This is a genomic window from Mucilaginibacter sp. (assembly GCF_036383575.1).
In the GTDB taxonomy this organism is placed as follows: Bacteria; Bacteroidota; Bacteroidia; order Sphingobacteriales; family Sphingobacteriaceae; genus Mucilaginibacter.
In genome coordinates, this window is the sequence record NZ_DASVOB010000189.1 from 1 (window position 1) to 17848 (window position 17848).

A 17848-nucleotide genomic window follows, 5' to 3' on the forward strand; every position below is an offset into this window, starting at 1 on the left:
CTACATCTTTCTGAAAACAATCTGTGCTTTCGCATATCGGGCCCACAACATCATATTTCAAACTTTCGGACTTGCCGGCTTCCGACTTCCGACTTAAGTTCTCTATCTGATGATAAGCCTGGTAAAGCATCGGGCGGATCAGTTCGGTCATGCCTGCATCGAGGATCAGGAAGTTCTTTTTCTGCCCGTTCTTAACGTAAAGCACACGTGATATCAATGAGGCGCTTTGCGCTACCAAAGCTCGACCTAATTCAAAATGCACTTCTTGTCCCGGCTTAACGTTCAGGAAGTTTTTGAATACCTGGAAATAAGCTTCAAAATCGGCAATATTGTTGTCGGGGTTATAGTAGTCGACACCCAAACCACCGCCGGTGTTTAACACTTTTATTGGGAAGCCGCGGTCTTCAAACCATTCCTGCATTTCGTTAATACGGGTACACAGGTTTTTGTAAACTTCCAGGTCGGTAATTTGTGAACCGATGTGGAAGTGAATGCCTAAAAACTGCAGGTTATCGCACTTGCGTAAAGCGGCAGCTACATCGGGCAATTGCCAGGTGTTGATCCCGAACTTGTTTTCATCAAGACCGGTAGTGATAAAATGATGGGTATGGGCATCAACGTTAGGGTTGATCCGGATAGCTACACCTGCTTTTTTATTTTTTGCTTTGGCAAGGCCATCGATAATAAAAAGCTCATGGATGGATTCCACATTGAAGCAGAAAATATCAGCATCAAGGGCCAGGTTTATTTCACGGTCAGATTTACCTACACCAGCAAATACAACCTTGCCTTTATCAAAGCCATGCTCAATGGCCGCTTTAACCTCGCCCCCGCTCACGCAATCAGCACCAAAACCGTAAGTTTGGATGGTGTCAATAACCTTTGGGTTAAAGTTGGCCTTCATAGCATAATGCACATGAAAGCCATGCTTTGCAGATGCATCGCGACAGGCACTCAGGGTGTTTTTAAGCACCTCAAGATCGTAGTAATAAAACGGGGTATCTAAGCCGTTAAATTTATCTATAGTTTTACTTGTGAACATTGTAGTATATCATCAAATCGGCCCCTCCTAAATCCTCCCCGGTAGGGAGGACTTTGAATTGAAGACCTAAAGAATTATTAAAAACAACAAAAAGTCTCCCCTACCGGGGGAGATTTAGAGGGGGCTTAAAATAACCTGTTATGTAAGCTCCTCAAAGTTTCAACTTTGTCCTCGGTTTTTACCAGTAACGACAGGTTATGATCACTGCCGCCATATGATATCATCCTTAATGGGATATGCTTAACAGCTTCCAGCACACGGGCAGCATAACCATGTTTTTCGGCACCAAAATCACCTACCACGCAAATGATGGTTTGGTTCACATCTATCTCCACCGAACCGTATGTATTCAACTCTTTGGTGATGTCGCCAAGATAAGTAGTATCATCGATGGTTACAGAAACGCCCACTTCTGATGTAGTGATCATATCGATAGATGTTTTATAGCGCTCAAACACTTCAAACACCTTGCGTAAAAAACCATGCGCTAAAAGCATCCTGCTCGATTGGATCTTGATGGCCGTAATGGCATCTTTAGCAGCAATTGATTTGATCTTATCCTTTTCGCTGGTATTGGTAATCAGGGTACCCTGAGCTTTAGGATCCATGGTGTTTAACAAACGAACCGGGATCTTATATTTTTGAGCAGGGAACACACTTTGCGGGTGCAGGATCTTCGCGCCAAAATAAGCAAGCTCGGCAGCCTCATCAAATGACAGCTGAGCTATAGGCTGTGTGCCTTTTACGATTCGCGGATCGTTATTGTGCATGCCGTCAATATCCGTCCAGATCTGTACTTCCTCGCTGCGGATACCGGCACCAATTAGCGAAGCCGTATAATCACTGCCACCACGGCGCAGGTTATCTATCTCGCCATAAGCATTGCGGCAAATATAGCCCTGGGTAATAAACAGGTTTACTTCAGGGTGTTTATCAAGCAGCGGAAGCAGGTTTTCGGTGATGTGGTCAACAATGGGTTCGTTATCCTCATCGGTCTTCATAAAATCCAAAGCAGGCAGCAGTACCGATGGTACACCTATCTCCTTCAAATAAACATGATAAAGCGTAGTTGAAAGCAGCTCGCCCTGTGCCACAATGATCTTATCTTCAATATGGGTGAACAGATCATTAGCAAGGTTGCTCAGTAATGAAAAATGGTAGTCGATAACCTCTTTGCCCTGGGCTAAAAACTCAGGCTTCACAAACAATTCCTTAATAAAAATTTCGTACTTATCTTTCAGGATAGTAATCAGCTGAACCGCCTTCTTCTTATCGCCGGCGAGGTATGCTTGTCCAATTTCTACAAGGCTGTTTGTTGTGCCTGATACTGCCGATAGCACCACTACCTGGCGCTCGGCCGGGTTAATGATATCAAGCAGCGCTTTCATCCGGGCGGGGCTACCTACTGATGTCCCACCAAATTTTAAAACTTTCATTTTTATGTTGCTGTTAACCGTATATGAACTGATGTTTGAGCTATCATTTTACTGATTTTCAAGCATCAATATTTGAGGCGCTAAAAATAGTGTTTTAAAACGCTTATCTGTAATATGAACTGAATTAAAATTTGAGAGGGTGCTTGTCATCCTGAGTTTTTAAATCCGCGGACTCTAAAGGTGAAATGATACCTCCACGCCGTCATGATGAACTTGTTTCAGCACCCCACAAGAAAGGTAGGCGATTTGCTTAGCATGTGGCTTAGCGAGTGAGGTGTTGAAACAAGTTCAACATGACGATAATTTTTAGTTATGTTATGGTTAGCGATAACGAAGAAGATGTTTCACTTCGTTCAACATGACAAAAAATATTTTCTAACTTCACGGTGATATATCATCCGTTTTGCGCACTTACTATTAAACGCATTGATCATGACACATGAGATAGTTTTTGATAAACCGGCGGCCCAAAGGGAAAAACTCATTACGGAGCTTTACAAAAGCGCTTTCCCAACGGTGGCGAAATACGTAAGTAAAATGGGGGGCTCCTTTGATGATGCAAAGGATATTTTCCAGGATGCACTTGTTATTTATTACGAGAAAGCAGTTGGTGGCGATCTATCCCTGCAAAGCAGTGAAAAAGCCTACCTGTTGGGCATTACCAAACACCTTTGGTTTAAAAAGTTCAGGGATGGTAACAACAACCTGCCGCTTGATAATTGTATTGAAGGCTTTGATATTACCGATGAAGCCGATGAACAACCATCCACCAATAAACTGATGCATTACCTGGAAACTGCCGGTAAAAAATGTATGGAGTTGTTGAGTGCTTTTTACTACCATAAGCTGCCAATGAAGGAGGTAGCGGGCTTATTCGGCTACGCGGGTGAGCGCTCGGCTACTGTGCAAAAGTATAAATGCATTGAAAAAGTAAGGGAAACAGTTAAAGAACAATCGCTGGCATATGAGGACTTCATTGAATGAGATAAAGGAGATCGATGATCATGTCCTGAAACAGGCAGCACCTGATGAGGCGTTACTGTTTGAGGCCCAACTGATCATCAACCCTGAACTTAAATACCAAGTGTTGTGGCATAAGCAAACCTTGAGCCTGGTGCAGCAATACGGCCGTAACAACCTCAGGGCCGAGATTGAAGCCGTGCATCAAAAACTATTCAGCCAGCCTGAACACGAAGGCTTCAGGCAAAAGATCATGCGTTTATTTCGCAAACGCTAAAAGCTAAATTTTATGAATATCAATCAAAATGAGTTCCGCAAATATGCGGTGGGGCACCGCCGTGTCCAAAGTTTACATGTCGACAGGTTTATCGCACAGGTAAACACCAGCAAAATAAACATGGGTATGACACCCTATATTATGGAAGAGCGCCAACTCAACATATCGCAAATGGATGTTTTTTCGAGATTGATGATGGACAGGATCATTTTCCTGGGCACCGCGATAGATGAACAGGTAGCTAACATAATCCAGGCGCAATTACTGTTCCTGCAATCGGCCGATGCCAAAAAGGATATCCAGATCTACATCAATTCGCCGGGAGGTTCGGTATATGCCGGGTTAGGGATCTATGATACCATGCAATTCATATCGCCTGACGTGGCTACTATTTGTACGGGCATGGCTGCCTCTATGGCTTCCACATTACTGTGTGCAGGAGCTAAAGGCAAACGGGCCGCGTTGCCACATTCAAGAGTGATGCTGCACCAGCCGTCGGGCGGGGCGCAGGGGCAGGAGTCGGACATTGAAATTGCTGCCAAACAAATTGCCAAAATGAAAAGGGAACTATATGAAATAGCAGCCAAACACAGCGGCCAAACCTACGAACGGATTCATGAAGTATCTGACCGCGACTATTGGATGATAGCCAAAGAAGCCAAAGCTTTCGGGATGATCGATGAGGTTTTGGGAGCCAGGGAAGATTGATCAACGGCTTTTTTCAGAGGCTGTATCACAAATCATGATCAGCCTCATTTTCTGACTTATTCAGCTGCTTAAGTAATATATAGTTTTTGGGGTGGATTGACGCTACTAACAAAAGGGGGTTAACAGGGTTAACACAATTCGGGGCTAACATTTCCACACATAGTTAATAATCAGATAATTAAATGATTTCTATACAGAAAATGTGTTAACCCCCTTTTTGTATAAATATTATCGGCTAAATTTCAATTCATACGTAACACAACACCAGGGCTGGTCAATTTGATTGATGATACAACCTCCTGATATTCCCGCTTTTCTATTTTTTTGCAAACCAAACTTCAAGGTTCGGCAGCTTTAACGTTTGATGTGGCGATGCCGGCTCATGCAACTTCAAACTCACCGGGTAAAGTTTATTAGCATCTAACATCAAAGGATCAAGATCTTTTATGTAGATATTTTGCGGAATACTATGGCTAATGGCAAAAGGGATATTCTTTTTAAAGTTATTGAACACCTTTATCAACAATTGGTTATTTCCCGCCATTAGGTTGAACCCAATAACATGGCTTACCGAAGCAGCTTTGCCGGAGTTATTATTGATCAGCAATTGCTTGCCATTCAGCAATACAATAACACCATCGCCGCTGGTAATTTTAACCTGCGCATAAATTGTTCCTTGTTTTATATTGATATTTTGTAAAATATAATACGCATTATCCATACCTGCCGGCAATTCAATTTGCTGGCCATTCTTGTAATTATCCATGCGCTGCCATGGTTTATCCAAATCGTTGGTATATGGTTTGGCTACATCAATCTTATCAGCACTGCCATTTAAACCACCTAAACCTGCCGAATATGGCCCGGTAATATAAAGAGGGCCCCATTTTATTTTAGCGGTGTCCGATTTAAACTTCATCAACCTGTCGCCCTCAAGCTTAACTGTGGTGGTTACATTATTAACCGTCAGGTCAATTACACCACCCTTCTCTTCATCGGTATACTGTATAGTGGGCAGATATTTGCCTTTGTGCTTTGGCTTTATTGTCCAGGCTTGTTTTACTGTGCTTTGATAATTACTATTGTAATCAATACCTGATGAGCTATAGTAGTTATAGGCATTATGCTCATCCAAATTTATATGATCATAACTGCTGCTCAGGATGTGAATTGGCTGTACTTTATAACCTTCAGCAATATCAACTGCTATTACTTTGATCTGTTTTTCATTGTCAAAACCAGCAGGTAAGGTTATCACAGCAGCGCCGGCAGTTTGCTTAAAGTTAAGCGATTGTTGTTCGCCTAAAACAGATACGTTACCGATCTTGCCTTCCAGGCCCGGCAAAGTGATCAGGCCATCGGCCGGTACCGAGGTTACAAAAAGGTACAATTTATCAGGCTTGCTGGTTATGTTCCCCCAGTTAAAGGCAGTAAAAAACGGATCGGCGGTGGTACCGTAAACAGCTCCGGCATTTTTATGAAGCCAGGCCCCTATTTTCAATAAAACATCTTTTTCAAATCCCACAACTGAGCCATCACCTTTAGGCCCGATATTGAGCAGGTAATTACCTCCCCTGCTGATCACCCGGATCAGGCTTTCCAGTTTCTCTTTATATTTCTCATCCTCGCTACCGCGTTTTTGCCATGACCTGTAGCCCCATGTTTCATCAAAAAATGAAGCCGGCGACTGCCATGGCACACCGATGGAATAATCGGGATACTGATTATCACCCATAACCGCAAAATCACCCTGGTCATTACCCAAGCGACTGCTCACCATACAATCGGGTTGCAAGCGGTGTACCAGTTGATAAAGTTCTTTACTTTGCTCAGGGCTTTGCGATCCCATATCAAACCAAAGTTCAGATATAGTACCATAGTTTGATAACAGCTCGGTCACCTGCTTTTTATTATACTCATGATGCTCTGGCGTTACATAATCTGAATTATGGCTTGAGATGGGTGATGCCTGCGGATAATGCCAATCGATCAATGAAAAATATAACCCAAACCTTAAGCCATGCCTTTTGCAGGCCTCGGCCATTTCCTTTACCACATCGCGTTTAAAGGGTGTAGCATCAACCACATTAAAATCGGTGGTCGCTGTTTTAAACATGCAAAATCCGTCGTGATGCTTTGAGGTGAGTACTATAGAGCGCATTCCGGCAGCTTTAGCCAACAGTGCAATACTGTCGGCATTCCAGTTTAGGGGGTTAAAATTTTTAGCCAGGTTGGCATAGGTATCACTGTAGATCCCTGCATGTGCCTGGATCTGCTCGCTTAAACCACGGCTAACAGGCTTACCATCCCAAACACCACCTAAAACTGAGTAAATACCACCGAAATGGATAAACATGGAAAACTTTTGATCCTGCCATTGCTTTACCGAAGGTGAGGATGGTTGTGCAAATGCAAAATGAGTGCAAACTAATAAGGATAACAGGAAGTAGATGCTTTTTTTCATGGTGATGGATTCAATAGCCCAAAGTGTAAAAAAGTTGTTAATAAACAAAAAAAGCACAACTTAAAGGAGTTGACTGTAAACCTACAATTGCACAATTATGCACACATCCTTAGTCGATTTTACACTTTTGTTAATTAAAGTGTTACATAATTGTGAAATCCTCTTCACAAATTGCAATTTTTTAATAAAAATATTATTTGCATCTTTGTAATGTCAGAACCCAAACCCTAATTCATGATGAAAAACCCTCTTGTCCTGTGGTAAGAGTTTAGTTAACCTTTAAAAAAACGTAAATGGCAGAACCTATACAGATCCAACCCAATATCCATTGTGAGCCTTGCAAAGAATGCGGTGCACGTCCGGTAATTGAACAAAACCGCAAAGGTTTTTCAGTCACCTGTCCTACAAACAGGAAACACTATGCAACTGCTCCAGGCCTGGTAAATATTGATGAATGGAATAGGTTTAACAAAAAATCGCCGGTGCTTACGGGCACACAATACAAAAGCAAAGCCTCATAAAAACTAATTCCCTTTTTATTTAGGGTGTTCAATCAATAAAAGCGTGGTTATGAGGATACAATGGGTTTAATTGTATTCATATTATGCATATTGTAGATACTAAAAATGAACCTTCAAATAAAAGGCACAGTCGCACATTTTGTCCAAACTGCCAAACTAACACCGGCCAAAGGATTAAGAGACCACGATTGTTAAAGCTATTGACATTTTGGTTACCGGTTAAAAGGTATTTTTGTTTCAGCTGTAATAAAAAGTACCTGGTGATCGAAAGGTAACGAAATCATCTAACAAGACAATTTCATCTTCCAAAAAGCGGCGTTGTTTGTTTCCCTCCTGATTTGAGATATTCGGTATAACTCTTTTTAATATAGCCGATCATATCATAATCGCTCATCTTTTTCACTTTTTTAATATCGGGGTGATATTGGTTCATGAAATTTTGCAGTGAATCCCCTTTGAGATTGGTTATCGAGCTTACCTTTTCGGGCGAAAAAAACCTGTCGACATACTCATCTTCTTCATCCTTCAACAAGATCTTCTGCAGTTTTGATTGCGGAGCTTTGTTTTTTGTTAGCATATCAACAACCGAAAGCAGGTTAATACTCAAAATAGTTGCAGTACTTTTATCTGCATTTATGTGATTGCTGGGTTTACCAAAATCAAGATCAGCCGGACGTGTTATAAACGCATCTTTTATGGTTGAGCCATGATAGGCAAAAACAGAGGCAAACTCCCTCCGGTTGCGTAATGAATCGGCTTTAGCGTTACGCCTGGCCCTGATTTTCACTTCACTTAAAACTGTTGCATCTGGATCAATGTAGCACCTTAAAGTATCAAATTTCAAAAAACTGACTATAAGCCTGAATGGTTTGTATCCAATACTGCTGATCCTTAAAGTATCGCCGGGTTTTACACTGGCTAATACAAATTTCCCCTCTGCACTACTTATACTTTTTGACACCCGTGTGCTGATAAAGGCGTTTGCAACCGGCAAATAAGTAGTTTTATCAATCACGATTCCTTTAATACGCTGAGCAAACAGGTTTATTGACAGGAGCATCAATATTACTGTGGCGGTAAGTTTCAATGTTTTCATGACGGGTTCAGTTAACAGGTAAAGTAGGTTACCTAAATATAACACATAAATTGTTAACCTTGGTGCATTTAACAAATATTAACAATAAGCCCTATCCCATCATTTCATCAAAAATATCTGCGAATGTCCTGTTCCTGAACCGTTGAAAAGTACCGTCAAATTTTTTACTTACCGGGCCAAGTAATTGGATGCAAAGGTATCTTCAATTAGCTCAGCCTAAAATATTATTGATTAAATGCGATCACTCCTCTGAAAAATTGGATCCCACCAAAAACTATCGCGCCCCAAAATATGAAACCGATATGTGCTAATGTTAAAACGAGACCGCCAACGCACCATAATGCCCCGTAAAGCATATCCTTTTTAGCACGTGTTTTCCGGGCCTCATTAATTTGCTGATCAAGCTGTTCTACAATATAGTTGGCATTTTCTTCATCAAGGCCGCGTTCAAGCAGTGCTGTTTTTACTTCGTAAGCATTTTGTCCGCCGATGAAAAGATTAGTGGCGTATTGATACATTTCGTTGATATCAACCGCTGAGGTGGTTTGGGTGTTTTCTGACATGATAAGGTTGGGTGTTGATTTGTTTTGCCCTTTATTTGCGGGCAAAACAAAGTTATTTATTACGAAGCGGATTAACAATACCGGGAGAAAAACATTTATCAGCTTCCAAAAGATGCGATGCCGGTCACTCTCCTGTTAACCGGAATTTTGAATTAAGTAACTGTTATATTTTTCCCGCCATTCAGTGATTGGAATCGCTGTCTCCAACGTATCGTGATCAAAATAAATCCAACAGTTAAATTCATTTGATAGTTTGATCAGGGTATTGATATCATCCTGACTGATAAAATAACGCCCATACTTTACCGGCCCATTCAATACAGCACCCCACAGAGCATATTCCAGGTTACTCATCCACCCGGCAGTATATGCCTCTTCAGATATATCACTCATGAAATCAGCAAGCTTTTGTTGAACATCTGTTAAAGTACTTTCCATACCAATAAATATAAACAAACAAGACTTAACTCAAGAAACATCAATATTGATGATGAAAAACCGTCACGCCCCCGGGTTTTCTTTAAGCATTTTCGCTTAACAACACCCTTCCACAAAAAAGCGCCCCGTAGCTAACCACGGAACGCTTAATAATGTCAAATATAATCAACTAAAAGTGCTCAATCTCACCTGGGCACTTTTCAAATAACGCGTATTTTTTAAAGAGAGACCTATCTGTGAATATCAGTTTCGAATCAAAGTGTATCAATCATTGCCAGTCCTGATCAGGCGGATATGATCAACCATGGCCTGGTTAACGTCAATATTCATATTTTCGTTGGCATCTTTAAACAGAAGTGATATAAGATACTTGCCCTTACTTAGCTTAACCTTTACCCCGTTGCTGTATCCCCAATTGCTCCATTCGCCTTTACCACGTTGCGGCAGTACAATGGTTCCTGTAAAATGGTCATCAACGTTCAATGTGCGTATAGCACATTTGTTTTCGGTATTAATAGGCCCGTTACCGTTGGCATATCGCAGGTCTATAACATAAATGCCCTCCCTGGCTATATTCACCGGGATATTCAGCGTGGTGTTTATAGTTTTGCTGATCTCCACAAAACCATCACCTGTAAACCCTTTGTAAGGAAGGTCTGATTTGTCAGCAATGGTTTCAGCCTCGATAATTTGCTGAGCACTTGCCGGAATAACCAGAACAGGTTCGCTTGCAAATGAGGTTATTCCTTTGGCATCCATGGCTATAACCTGGTATTCGGCATATAAACCTGCATTTACCGCATAGCTCAGCGTTTTTGTTACGGCAACAGGCTGCCCGTTTTTAATTACCCGGTAATTTACAGCATCCTGTGCTTTTGGCCAGGTAAGTTTGCCCTTTGCATATGTAACAACCGGAGTCTCAGGAGCGGTATAACCCGGAGCCAAATTGCTTTTACCCGAAAGCACATTATTGGCCAGCGTTATCTTAACATTATGGTTTCCTTTTAAACCGGCGGGTATTACGCCCCCAGTCAAAGCTTTCCCATCAAGCGTTATGGTTTTAATTTGATTACCATAACCGGTCATGTCAATATCCAACACAGCATTGCGGTATTTGAAATGATGTAACGAGCGCCCACCGGCCAGGGCCTTCGGTACAAATGGCGCAAACTGCAGGCTATTTTCATTATAATGAATACCGAACAATACTTTATATACCAACGCGATGTTACCCGATAAACTCCACAGCATATTGCTGCTATTGATCTGCGTACCGGCAAAATCTCCATCGCTGGCTACAAAGTTTTCCTTATTGGTAAGCCACAGCGCGGCCGGGCGATAAATAGCACTGATAGCCCGCATTACCGATGTTTCGTTACCGGCTTTTGCCGATGCCATAGCCCAGTAAGTTTCCACAAAGGGCCATACCGCATTATTATGATACGGTAAAATATTAGGGATCTGCGGGTAAATACATGGAATACCGAACTCGTTTACAGGAGTATTGGCAATTACACTTTGTTGTTTACCGGCATCAGCAACATCAAATAACACAGCAAGCGCCTCTCCTAAAGCTTCTGACCGCGGTGATACCGTTTTGTTGTTCCTGCCGTAAAGGTACTGACCATAATAGCCCTGGCCGGGCAACCATAAATTGTTTAAACCTTTTTTTATGGTGGCGGCTTCGTCAAGATAGCCTTTAACTGCGGCTTTGTCGTCCAATAAACCAGCCATAGCAGCTAATACCTTATTCACCTGGTAATGCACTACGCTGGTGCCTAAACATTCCGACTCATAAATATCGGCCGGTTGCATCCATTTGGGATATGTTTCTTCGCGCCAGTCTAAAAATGATGATTCGCCGCGTACCAGGCCGGTTTGCCTGTCGTACACATTCAAGGCATCATCGGCGGCCGATTTTTTAATGATCTGATACGCTTTCTTCAGCCATTCTTTATCACCGGTTACCTTATACACCTCCCAGGCGGCCACGGCCCAGATCATCCTATCGGACGATACGGGGTAAGCTCCGCCCGTACCGGTATCCTGGATGATCCTGCCATTTTTCACCTTGCGCATGAGACTGTAAACGGCAACTTTAGGTTGCAGAACAGCCATGGAAAGGATGATGCTATAACTGATATCCCTTGTCCAAACGCCACTCCACTCCTTACCTGTACGAAAAGTACTATCGGGTTCAACCGCCTTCTGCATTTCCTCTAATGACAGGTTGTAAAGTGCATCTGATAATACATACGGCGACCTGTATTGCGGAAAAGCACTGACATCCTTGCTCATTTTCCATACAGAAGCGGTATTGTTGGCGTCCTGTGGTTTGTTCAAGATCAGCGTAGTTTCATAAATACCATCACCGTCGGCATCTTTCAGTTCCAGTTCGGGGTGATTAATTAAATTGTTAAAATCCCAGATCATAGGTGCAGTGCTGCCTGCTACAAATACCCCTTTAAAATCATCTTTATAGATCTTAACGCCGTTAAAGCAGGTGTAATAGCCTTTTGCTTTAAAAGCCTCAAGCACAGCCCGCATATCAACACGGATCTTAAATTGCGTAGATGGTTTCAGGTAAGCGCCGGCGGACGCTATTTTCTTATCGGCATCGGGTTCACCAAACCTGATCAGCGGGGTTTCGTTATTTTGAGCCGGGCAAATAAAATGATGATCGTTACCAGATGGCATTTCATTATCCTTGCCGTTGATGCTGAACTTAAAATCAACCACCGGACTTTTATACAGGTTAGCCGGGCTCTGATAGTTAGATTGCAGATCGGTTGGCGACGCCGCTATTGCAGTATATTTTCCCTGTACTACCCTATCCGGATAAATAGTATAGGCCTTAGAAGCATAAACAGGTTTGCTGCTTTGTGCGCTTACATAACCAACATTAAGCAATAAGCTAATAATTACAGAAACAGAATATTTCATTAGAAGATATTTTAATTATAAACCAATATTCCACCGGGCAAAGTATAGCCCCGGTGGAATAAGAAAGCGTAAAGCCTTTTACTAACAGGCATCAACATTTACTACTGATACTCAACCACTACCATATCCCAGTATTTGAGCATTGGTAGTGTAAAAGTAACTGTATTTCCCGATTGTGTATAGGTCACATCTTTCGATGCCCCACCATCAATATCCGGCGATGCCACCCAGATCTTTTTAACGGTTTTTGTAGCTGTAAAATTAAAACGGCCATTGCTTACAGGATGCGGAGCTGCTTGAGTACCATTACGATCTCGCCAGTCAAAACTTGCGGCATTGGCAAAGTTGATGAGGTGAATGACCTGTTTGCTGCCCAGATCTTTACCTATAACTGATACCTGCCCGGTTTGCGGTGGAAAGTTATTCAGTTTTGTTTGACTATCGCCCGGAGTTATAGCGGGATTGTTAAACGTTCCCCCATCGCGAAGCAGGTTTTCATAGGCTGTTAAAAAATCATAATAGCTGACCATGGCTGTTTTCAGGTCATCGCGCATTTGCAGGTTATTGTTGGGAAAATACTCCTTGCCCAGCATATGTTCGCCCAATTCCAGGTGCGAGCCGCCATGCGCGAAGATCACCGCATCGGTAAATAAAACACCGGGGGTGCTGAAATATCCCGGGTTACTTGCCAGGTCATAATCCATATAAGCAGCAAGCACGCTCTTTTTAGTGCCGCCGGTCAGGGCATCGTTACTTTTAATAATATCGGCAAGGTCTTTATAACCTTCATTTGGTGACCAGACTTCGGAATACAGAAAATCAACCGGGGTGTCGGCAATTTGTGGCTGCCCGTACTGCGTTACCGCGTTCATGACCAGCCTTTTGGTTGGCGAAGCCACTTTCATGGCCTTAATAAATGAGTTAAAAGCCGTAGGCAGATCAACTATACTGCCAGTATAATTGTACAAGGTTTTATCACGGTTGCCCAACTGATCTATCTGGTAGCCATCAAAATTAAATACCTGGTACATTTCGTTGGTTTTTCCGGCCAGGTATTGCTGCCAGCCTGCATTTGAGGGATCCATGATATACAGGTCGCTTTTAAAAGGAGGCTGCGGCAGGGTGGCTACCTCTTTTTTGGTGTGGGTAGCATCATCAAACAAATACCATTGCTCGTTTACACCATCGGCAGCTGCGTCATTCAACGAGCCGTAAGCCAGGTTATAATGCAGGGTTTTCATGTTATACCCGTGCGCTGCCGTAATGTAGTCCTGAACAGTGGTAAGGTAATTATCGCGGTTGGCGATGTCTTTCCAGCTGGCATCAGGTTTAGCCACTGTACCGGCCAGCGGTTCATGATGTTTATACTCCCAATCCTGAAACTGCACATAGTTCATGTGGTAACGGTTCAGCGAGCTCATCACGGTTTTGATGTCAGCATTGCTCAGTTTACCATAGGCTGATAAAAAACCATTCCGCGGAAAACGTGCAGGATCTGATGACACATCAACCGCAATGGTTCCGTAAATTTTCTCCTGGCCGTTTACGGTATCAAAAAGCTCAACCATATAGCCGGTAAAATCCGCTGCCGGGGCTGTCCATTTCCAGGAAGTACCCGTTACTGTTCCTGATTGTACAATGGCGCCAGCCTGTTTGTACCTCACCTTTGCCGTAGCAGGCAGGGCTTTATCAAGCGTAAAAACAATTTCATCGCCGGGTTTATAAAAAGCTTTATCGGTATTGATGCCGGCAAGGTTAGTTGCCGCTATTGTTTTTATTAAACCGGTATTATCAACCAGTTTATCTTTTTTGCAGCCGCAGCTTATGGCGGCCAGCATCATCAACACTCCTGCACTGTATATTTTCATTTCATGTATTTTATTTCCTGTTTTCAATTGATTATTGTTTTACGATGGCAACGCTCAGATCCTTCATATTAAGGGTTATTTTATAGTTACCTGCGGTCGAGGCGGTGACTACCCACTTATTATCCGGGTCACCTGAACTCAGCTGAACCGTGGTTGCCGATAATGCCGGGTGATCACTAACCGGGCGATAGAACTTCGCGCCAAAATCTTTAGCGGTGCCTATCTTGAACTCGCCGGCTACCAGCGGCCCCGTCCAGCTAAACACGAATGGATCCGCGGCACTTTTCACCATCGGCGTGGCGGCATCAAGGCTCCAGCCTCCGGGCGTAGCGTCGCCAATGAGCCATAGTGCTGTGTACGGCGGGGTAGAGACTACCGTATTGACAATGCTGATGGTATTGGTATGCAGGTTCAGGGTGATCTTATAGGTACTTGCTGTTGTAATGTGCCATTTGTTATCCGGGTCGCCCGCGTTAAGCTGCACCGCAGTTGCTGATAGATCGGGTGCATTGGTTGTTGGTCTGTAAAACGGCGCATTAAAATCTTTAGCGGTTGCAATTTTGAAGTCGCCGGCCACAAGCGGCCCTGTCCAGGTGAATATGAACGAATCGCTGGCATCAACTATTAACGGCGTAACAGCATCAAGGCTCCAGCCACCCGGTGTTGCATCGCCCAGTAACCATAACTGGCTAAATGGGGCCTTTGGCGGATCGGTGTTGACTATGCTGATGGTGTTGGTATGCAGGTTAAGCGTGATCTTATAATTACCGGCCTGCGCTGCGGTGATCTGCCATTTATTATCCGGATCACCGCTGCTTACCTGAACGGCAGTTTCGGTAAGTGCAGGATGATTTGCCAGCGGGCGATAAAACGCGCCGCCAAAATCCTTGACCGTAGCAATTTTAAATTCACCGGCAACCAATACCCCGGTGTAGGTGAACAGGTACGGATCATTACCATCCTGAACCATCGGCGTAGCATTGCTTATATCCCAGCCTTTAGGGGTGGCATCCCCTACCATCCATAACTGGCTGTAAGGCGGTGGGATAGTTTTGGAATATGTAGTTACTGTTAATGCTACAACATTGGAGTTAAACGGAGATACCGAGCCATCGGAAGTGGCCGTAACCAAACGCATTTCTACAGCGGTAGCCGTGGCTGTAGGCAGGGTGATGAACATATCGTTCAGTGCCTCCTGTGTGTAAGCTTTGGTCAACGTGTCTTTTCCTAATTTAACATTAGCGGCATTGGCAAAGTTGTTCCCTTTAATATCCCATTGCAAAAAGTAAGTCACCGAGCCTTGTATGCCCTGAACATTTGCTGCCGTCCAGCTTAAAGTCAATGCCTGATTTGCGGCATTATCGCGGGTAAGTACTACCGCATTTGACGAGGCCGATAGCACCGGAGTTGATGTTACCTTGGCAGTTATGTTATCTTTTTTACATGAAAAAGCAAAAAGTGATATAAACGATACCATCATCAGTGCCCATAATGCGGATTTTGTATGTTTTGATCCTGGTGCATAAACACCATTGAAGTTTAAAGCTTTCATTTTGATGATCTGTATTTTGATGAATTAATAACCGGGGTTTTGGGTTAGATTTGAGTTGGCGTCAATTTCCTGTTGAGGTATCGGCAGTAACAGAAATTTAGCTGTAGCATTTACCTTACCTATTGAATGCAGAAAATCAAGCCCGTACTGACCGTTGTTGATCCTGATCAGGTCAAACCAGCGCTGGCCCTCAAAGGCAAGTTCCATGCGGCGTTCATGCAGTACCTTAGTACGGAAAGCATCTTTAGATAAGCCAGCGGCCACACTTGCCAAACCGGCACGGTTACGTACCAAATTCAGGGGGGCTTCGGCACCTGCCTGACCAAGTTCGTTCATGGCTTCGGCCTGCATCAGCAATACATCGGCATAGCGCAAAACCGGAAAATCGGCAGGATTGGTATTGTAATCTGGCGAGATTGATTTCGGCACCAGGAATTTACGCAGATTGAAGCCTGTGCTTGAATACGATGCCTGGTAGGTTTTACCGTCAAAAGCCGGGCAGCCGGGATAAAGCACGGTAAGGTCTTTACGCAGATCGCCGCTTTCATAATCATTTACAAACTCCTGCGTTGGCTGATCCCATCCATAAGCACCACCCACAAAATCAGAATTGCGCGGACCAGTAAAAGTGCTTGTCCACGAAGCCTGATTAAAATCGTCAAAAAAGCCATAGGTGGTTGCGCCGCTGTATTGCACTTCAAACAATGATTCGGCAGTATTCTTTTTTGTGGCCGAAAAGTTATCGGCATAATTTGTATTGAGTGAATAACCCAGGGCTGTTACCTGCTTACACAGGTCAACCGTTTTTTGATAGTTGCCCAATGTTAAATAAACCTTGGCCAGCAAACCGGTAGCTGAGCCTTTTGATGCCCGGCCAATATCGGCACCGCTGTAACTGGTCGCAGCAGGCAATGCAGCTATCGCATCGGTCAAATCCTGGATAATGAGCGCATACACATCGGCTTTAGGTGCTCGTTTTACTTTAAGATCGTCCCCTACCACTTGTGGTTTGGTTATCAGCGGGACATCGCCAAATAAACGTACCAGGTTAAAGTAGTAAAGCGCCCTTAAAAATTTGGCTTCGCCCAAAACGCGGTTCTTCAGGGTTTCATCCATGTTAATGGCCGGCACCTTTTGCAAAACAATATTGCATTGCAAAATGCCCGGTGCAGGCCCGCGGTAAACATCGAGTACACCCGCATTGGCCGATGTGGTGACAAAATTTTGCTCATCCTGGGTTTCGATACCATCGGTACCGCCGCCTGCCCCGGTTACACTGTTACCGGCCATGATATCAGTGGTCCAGATCCTGAAGTTATACAGTTTGGGACGCTGCAAAGGCTGGTAAGCGGCATTTACAGCGTTCACGGCGTCCTCTGCAGTTTTATAATAGTTGGCTGTGTTTACAGAGTCGAGCGGCGCTTTATCAAGGAAATCCTTTTTACAACCTACAAAAGCGGCAGTAAGCACTAAAGCGATTATATATTTATTGATTTTCATTACTTAATGCTTTAAATGTTAAAGTGTTAAATTGATACCTAAACTAATGGTGCGGGTAACGGGGTACACACTAAAGTCGATGCCGTTGCTACCAACCTCGGGGTCGAAACCTGTGTATTTAGTGAACGTGAACAGGTTTTGTCCGGTAACATAAATGTGCGCCCTGCTGAAGCCTGCTTTTTTTATCAGCGCATCGGGCAGGGTATAGCCCAATGTTGCTGTTTTTATCCGCAGGTACGAGCCATCCTCCACAAAACGATCTGAAATACGGGAGTTTTTATTAGGGTCATTGTAGATAGCCCTTGGTATGGTATTACTGGTGCCCTCACCTTCCCAACGGCCTAAAACCCTTGCCGTTTGGTTTTGGGCAACTGCCATGCTTTCCTGGTATACATTGTTGGCATTAAAGATCTTATTGCCGTACACACCCTGTAAAAACACGCTCAGATCAAACCCGGCATAGCTGAAGGTATTGTTCAT

General features: G+C 43.6%; 14 protein-coding genes and 1 pseudogene. 4 read left to right on the plus strand and 11 right to left on the minus strand.

Annotated features, from left to right (window positions below):
• The coding region (gene lysA, locus VF500_RS06915) for a diaminopimelate decarboxylase (RefSeq protein ID WP_330858965.1) at positions 1-1042 on the minus strand (1042 nt) is incomplete at its 3' end.
• 125 nt (positions 1043-1167) lie between these two features.
• On the minus strand, positions 1168-2478 hold the full coding sequence (locus VF500_RS06920; RefSeq protein ID WP_330858966.1) for an aspartate kinase: 1311 nt from the start codon (positions 2476-2478) through the stop codon (positions 1168-1170).
• A 432-nt stretch (positions 2479-2910) separates the two neighbouring features.
• Here VF500_RS06920 and VF500_RS06925 point away from each other — a divergent pair, with 432 nt between their 5' ends.
• The 3 genes from VF500_RS06925 to VF500_RS06935 are packed head-to-tail and all read left to right on the plus strand — an operon-like array spanning position 2911 to position 4423.
• Positions 2911-3462, plus strand: coding sequence for a sigma-70 family RNA polymerase sigma factor (locus VF500_RS06925; protein ID WP_330858967.1), 552 nt, complete (start codon positions 2911-2913; stop codon positions 3460-3462).
• Positions 3443-3715, plus strand: a complete 273-nt coding sequence (locus tag VF500_RS06930; protein ID WP_330858968.1) for a hypothetical protein — start codon at positions 3443-3445, stop codon at positions 3713-3715. The genes VF500_RS06925 and VF500_RS06930 overlap by 20 nt, the downstream gene beginning before the upstream one ends.
• A 12-nt stretch (positions 3716-3727) precedes the next feature.
• Complete coding sequence (locus VF500_RS06935; protein ID WP_330858969.1) at positions 3728-4423, plus strand: ATP-dependent Clp protease proteolytic subunit; 696 nt, start codon at positions 3728-3730, stop codon at positions 4421-4423.
• Positions 4424-4739: 316 nt separating this feature from the next.
• Here VF500_RS06935 and VF500_RS06940 read toward each other — a convergent pair whose 3' ends face one another.
• On the minus strand, positions 4740-6887 hold the full coding sequence (locus VF500_RS06940; RefSeq protein WP_330858970.1) for an alpha-L-fucosidase: 2148 nt from the start codon (positions 6885-6887) through the stop codon (positions 4740-4742).
• Positions 6888-7180: 293 nt separating this feature from the next.
• On the opposite strand from VF500_RS06940, the gene VF500_RS06945 reads away from it, so the two are divergent.
• Entirely contained in the window at positions 7181-7408 is a 228-nt protein-coding gene (locus VF500_RS06945) for a hypothetical protein (protein WP_330858971.1), read from the plus strand.
• A gap of 298 nt (positions 7409-7706) precedes the next feature.
• Here the strand turns inward: VF500_RS06945 and VF500_RS06950 are convergent, their stop codons facing one another.
• From VF500_RS06950 to VF500_RS06985, 8 genes and pseudogenes are all read right to left on the minus strand, one after another.
• A complete protein-coding gene (locus VF500_RS06950) occupies positions 7707-8504 on the minus strand; it encodes a hypothetical protein (RefSeq protein ID WP_330858972.1) in 798 nt (265 codons plus the stop codon).
• Between the two features lie 224 nt (positions 8505-8728).
• Positions 8729-9067 carry a hypothetical protein gene (locus tag VF500_RS06955; RefSeq protein ID WP_330858973.1) on the minus strand — a complete coding sequence of 113 codons (339 nt, stop codon included), beginning with the start codon at positions 9065-9067 and terminating at the stop codon, positions 8729-8731.
• A 135-nt stretch (positions 9068-9202) separates the two neighbouring features.
• On the minus strand, positions 9203-9505 hold the full coding sequence (locus VF500_RS06960; RefSeq protein WP_330858974.1) for a hypothetical protein: 303 nt from the start codon (positions 9503-9505) through the stop codon (positions 9203-9205).
• A 264-nt stretch (positions 9506-9769) separates the two neighbouring features.
• Positions 9770-12448 carry a glycogen debranching protein gene (locus VF500_RS06965; protein WP_330858975.1) on the minus strand — a complete coding sequence of 893 codons (2679 nt, stop codon included), beginning with the start codon at positions 12446-12448 and terminating at the stop codon, positions 9770-9772.
• A 101-nt stretch (positions 12449-12549) separates the two neighbouring features.
• Positions 12550-14316, minus strand: coding sequence for a glycoside hydrolase family 66 protein (locus tag VF500_RS06970; protein WP_330858976.1), 1767 nt, complete (start codon positions 14314-14316; stop codon positions 12550-12552).
• Positions 14317-14347: 31 nt separating this feature from the next.
• Positions 14348-15868 carry a SusF/SusE family outer membrane protein gene (locus tag VF500_RS06975; RefSeq protein WP_330858977.1) on the minus strand — a complete coding sequence of 507 codons (1521 nt, stop codon included), beginning with the start codon at positions 15866-15868 and terminating at the stop codon, positions 14348-14350.
• Positions 15869-15892: 24 nt separating this feature from the next.
• Positions 15893-17368 (minus strand): RagB/SusD family nutrient uptake outer membrane protein, encoded by a 1476-nt coding sequence (locus VF500_RS06980; protein ID WP_330858978.1) that lies wholly within the window; start codon positions 17366-17368, stop codon positions 15893-15895.
• 18 nt (positions 17369-17386) lie between these two features.
• Positions 17387-17848, minus strand: a pseudogene (locus VF500_RS06985) (SusC/RagA family TonB-linked outer membrane protein); the annotation flags it as partial.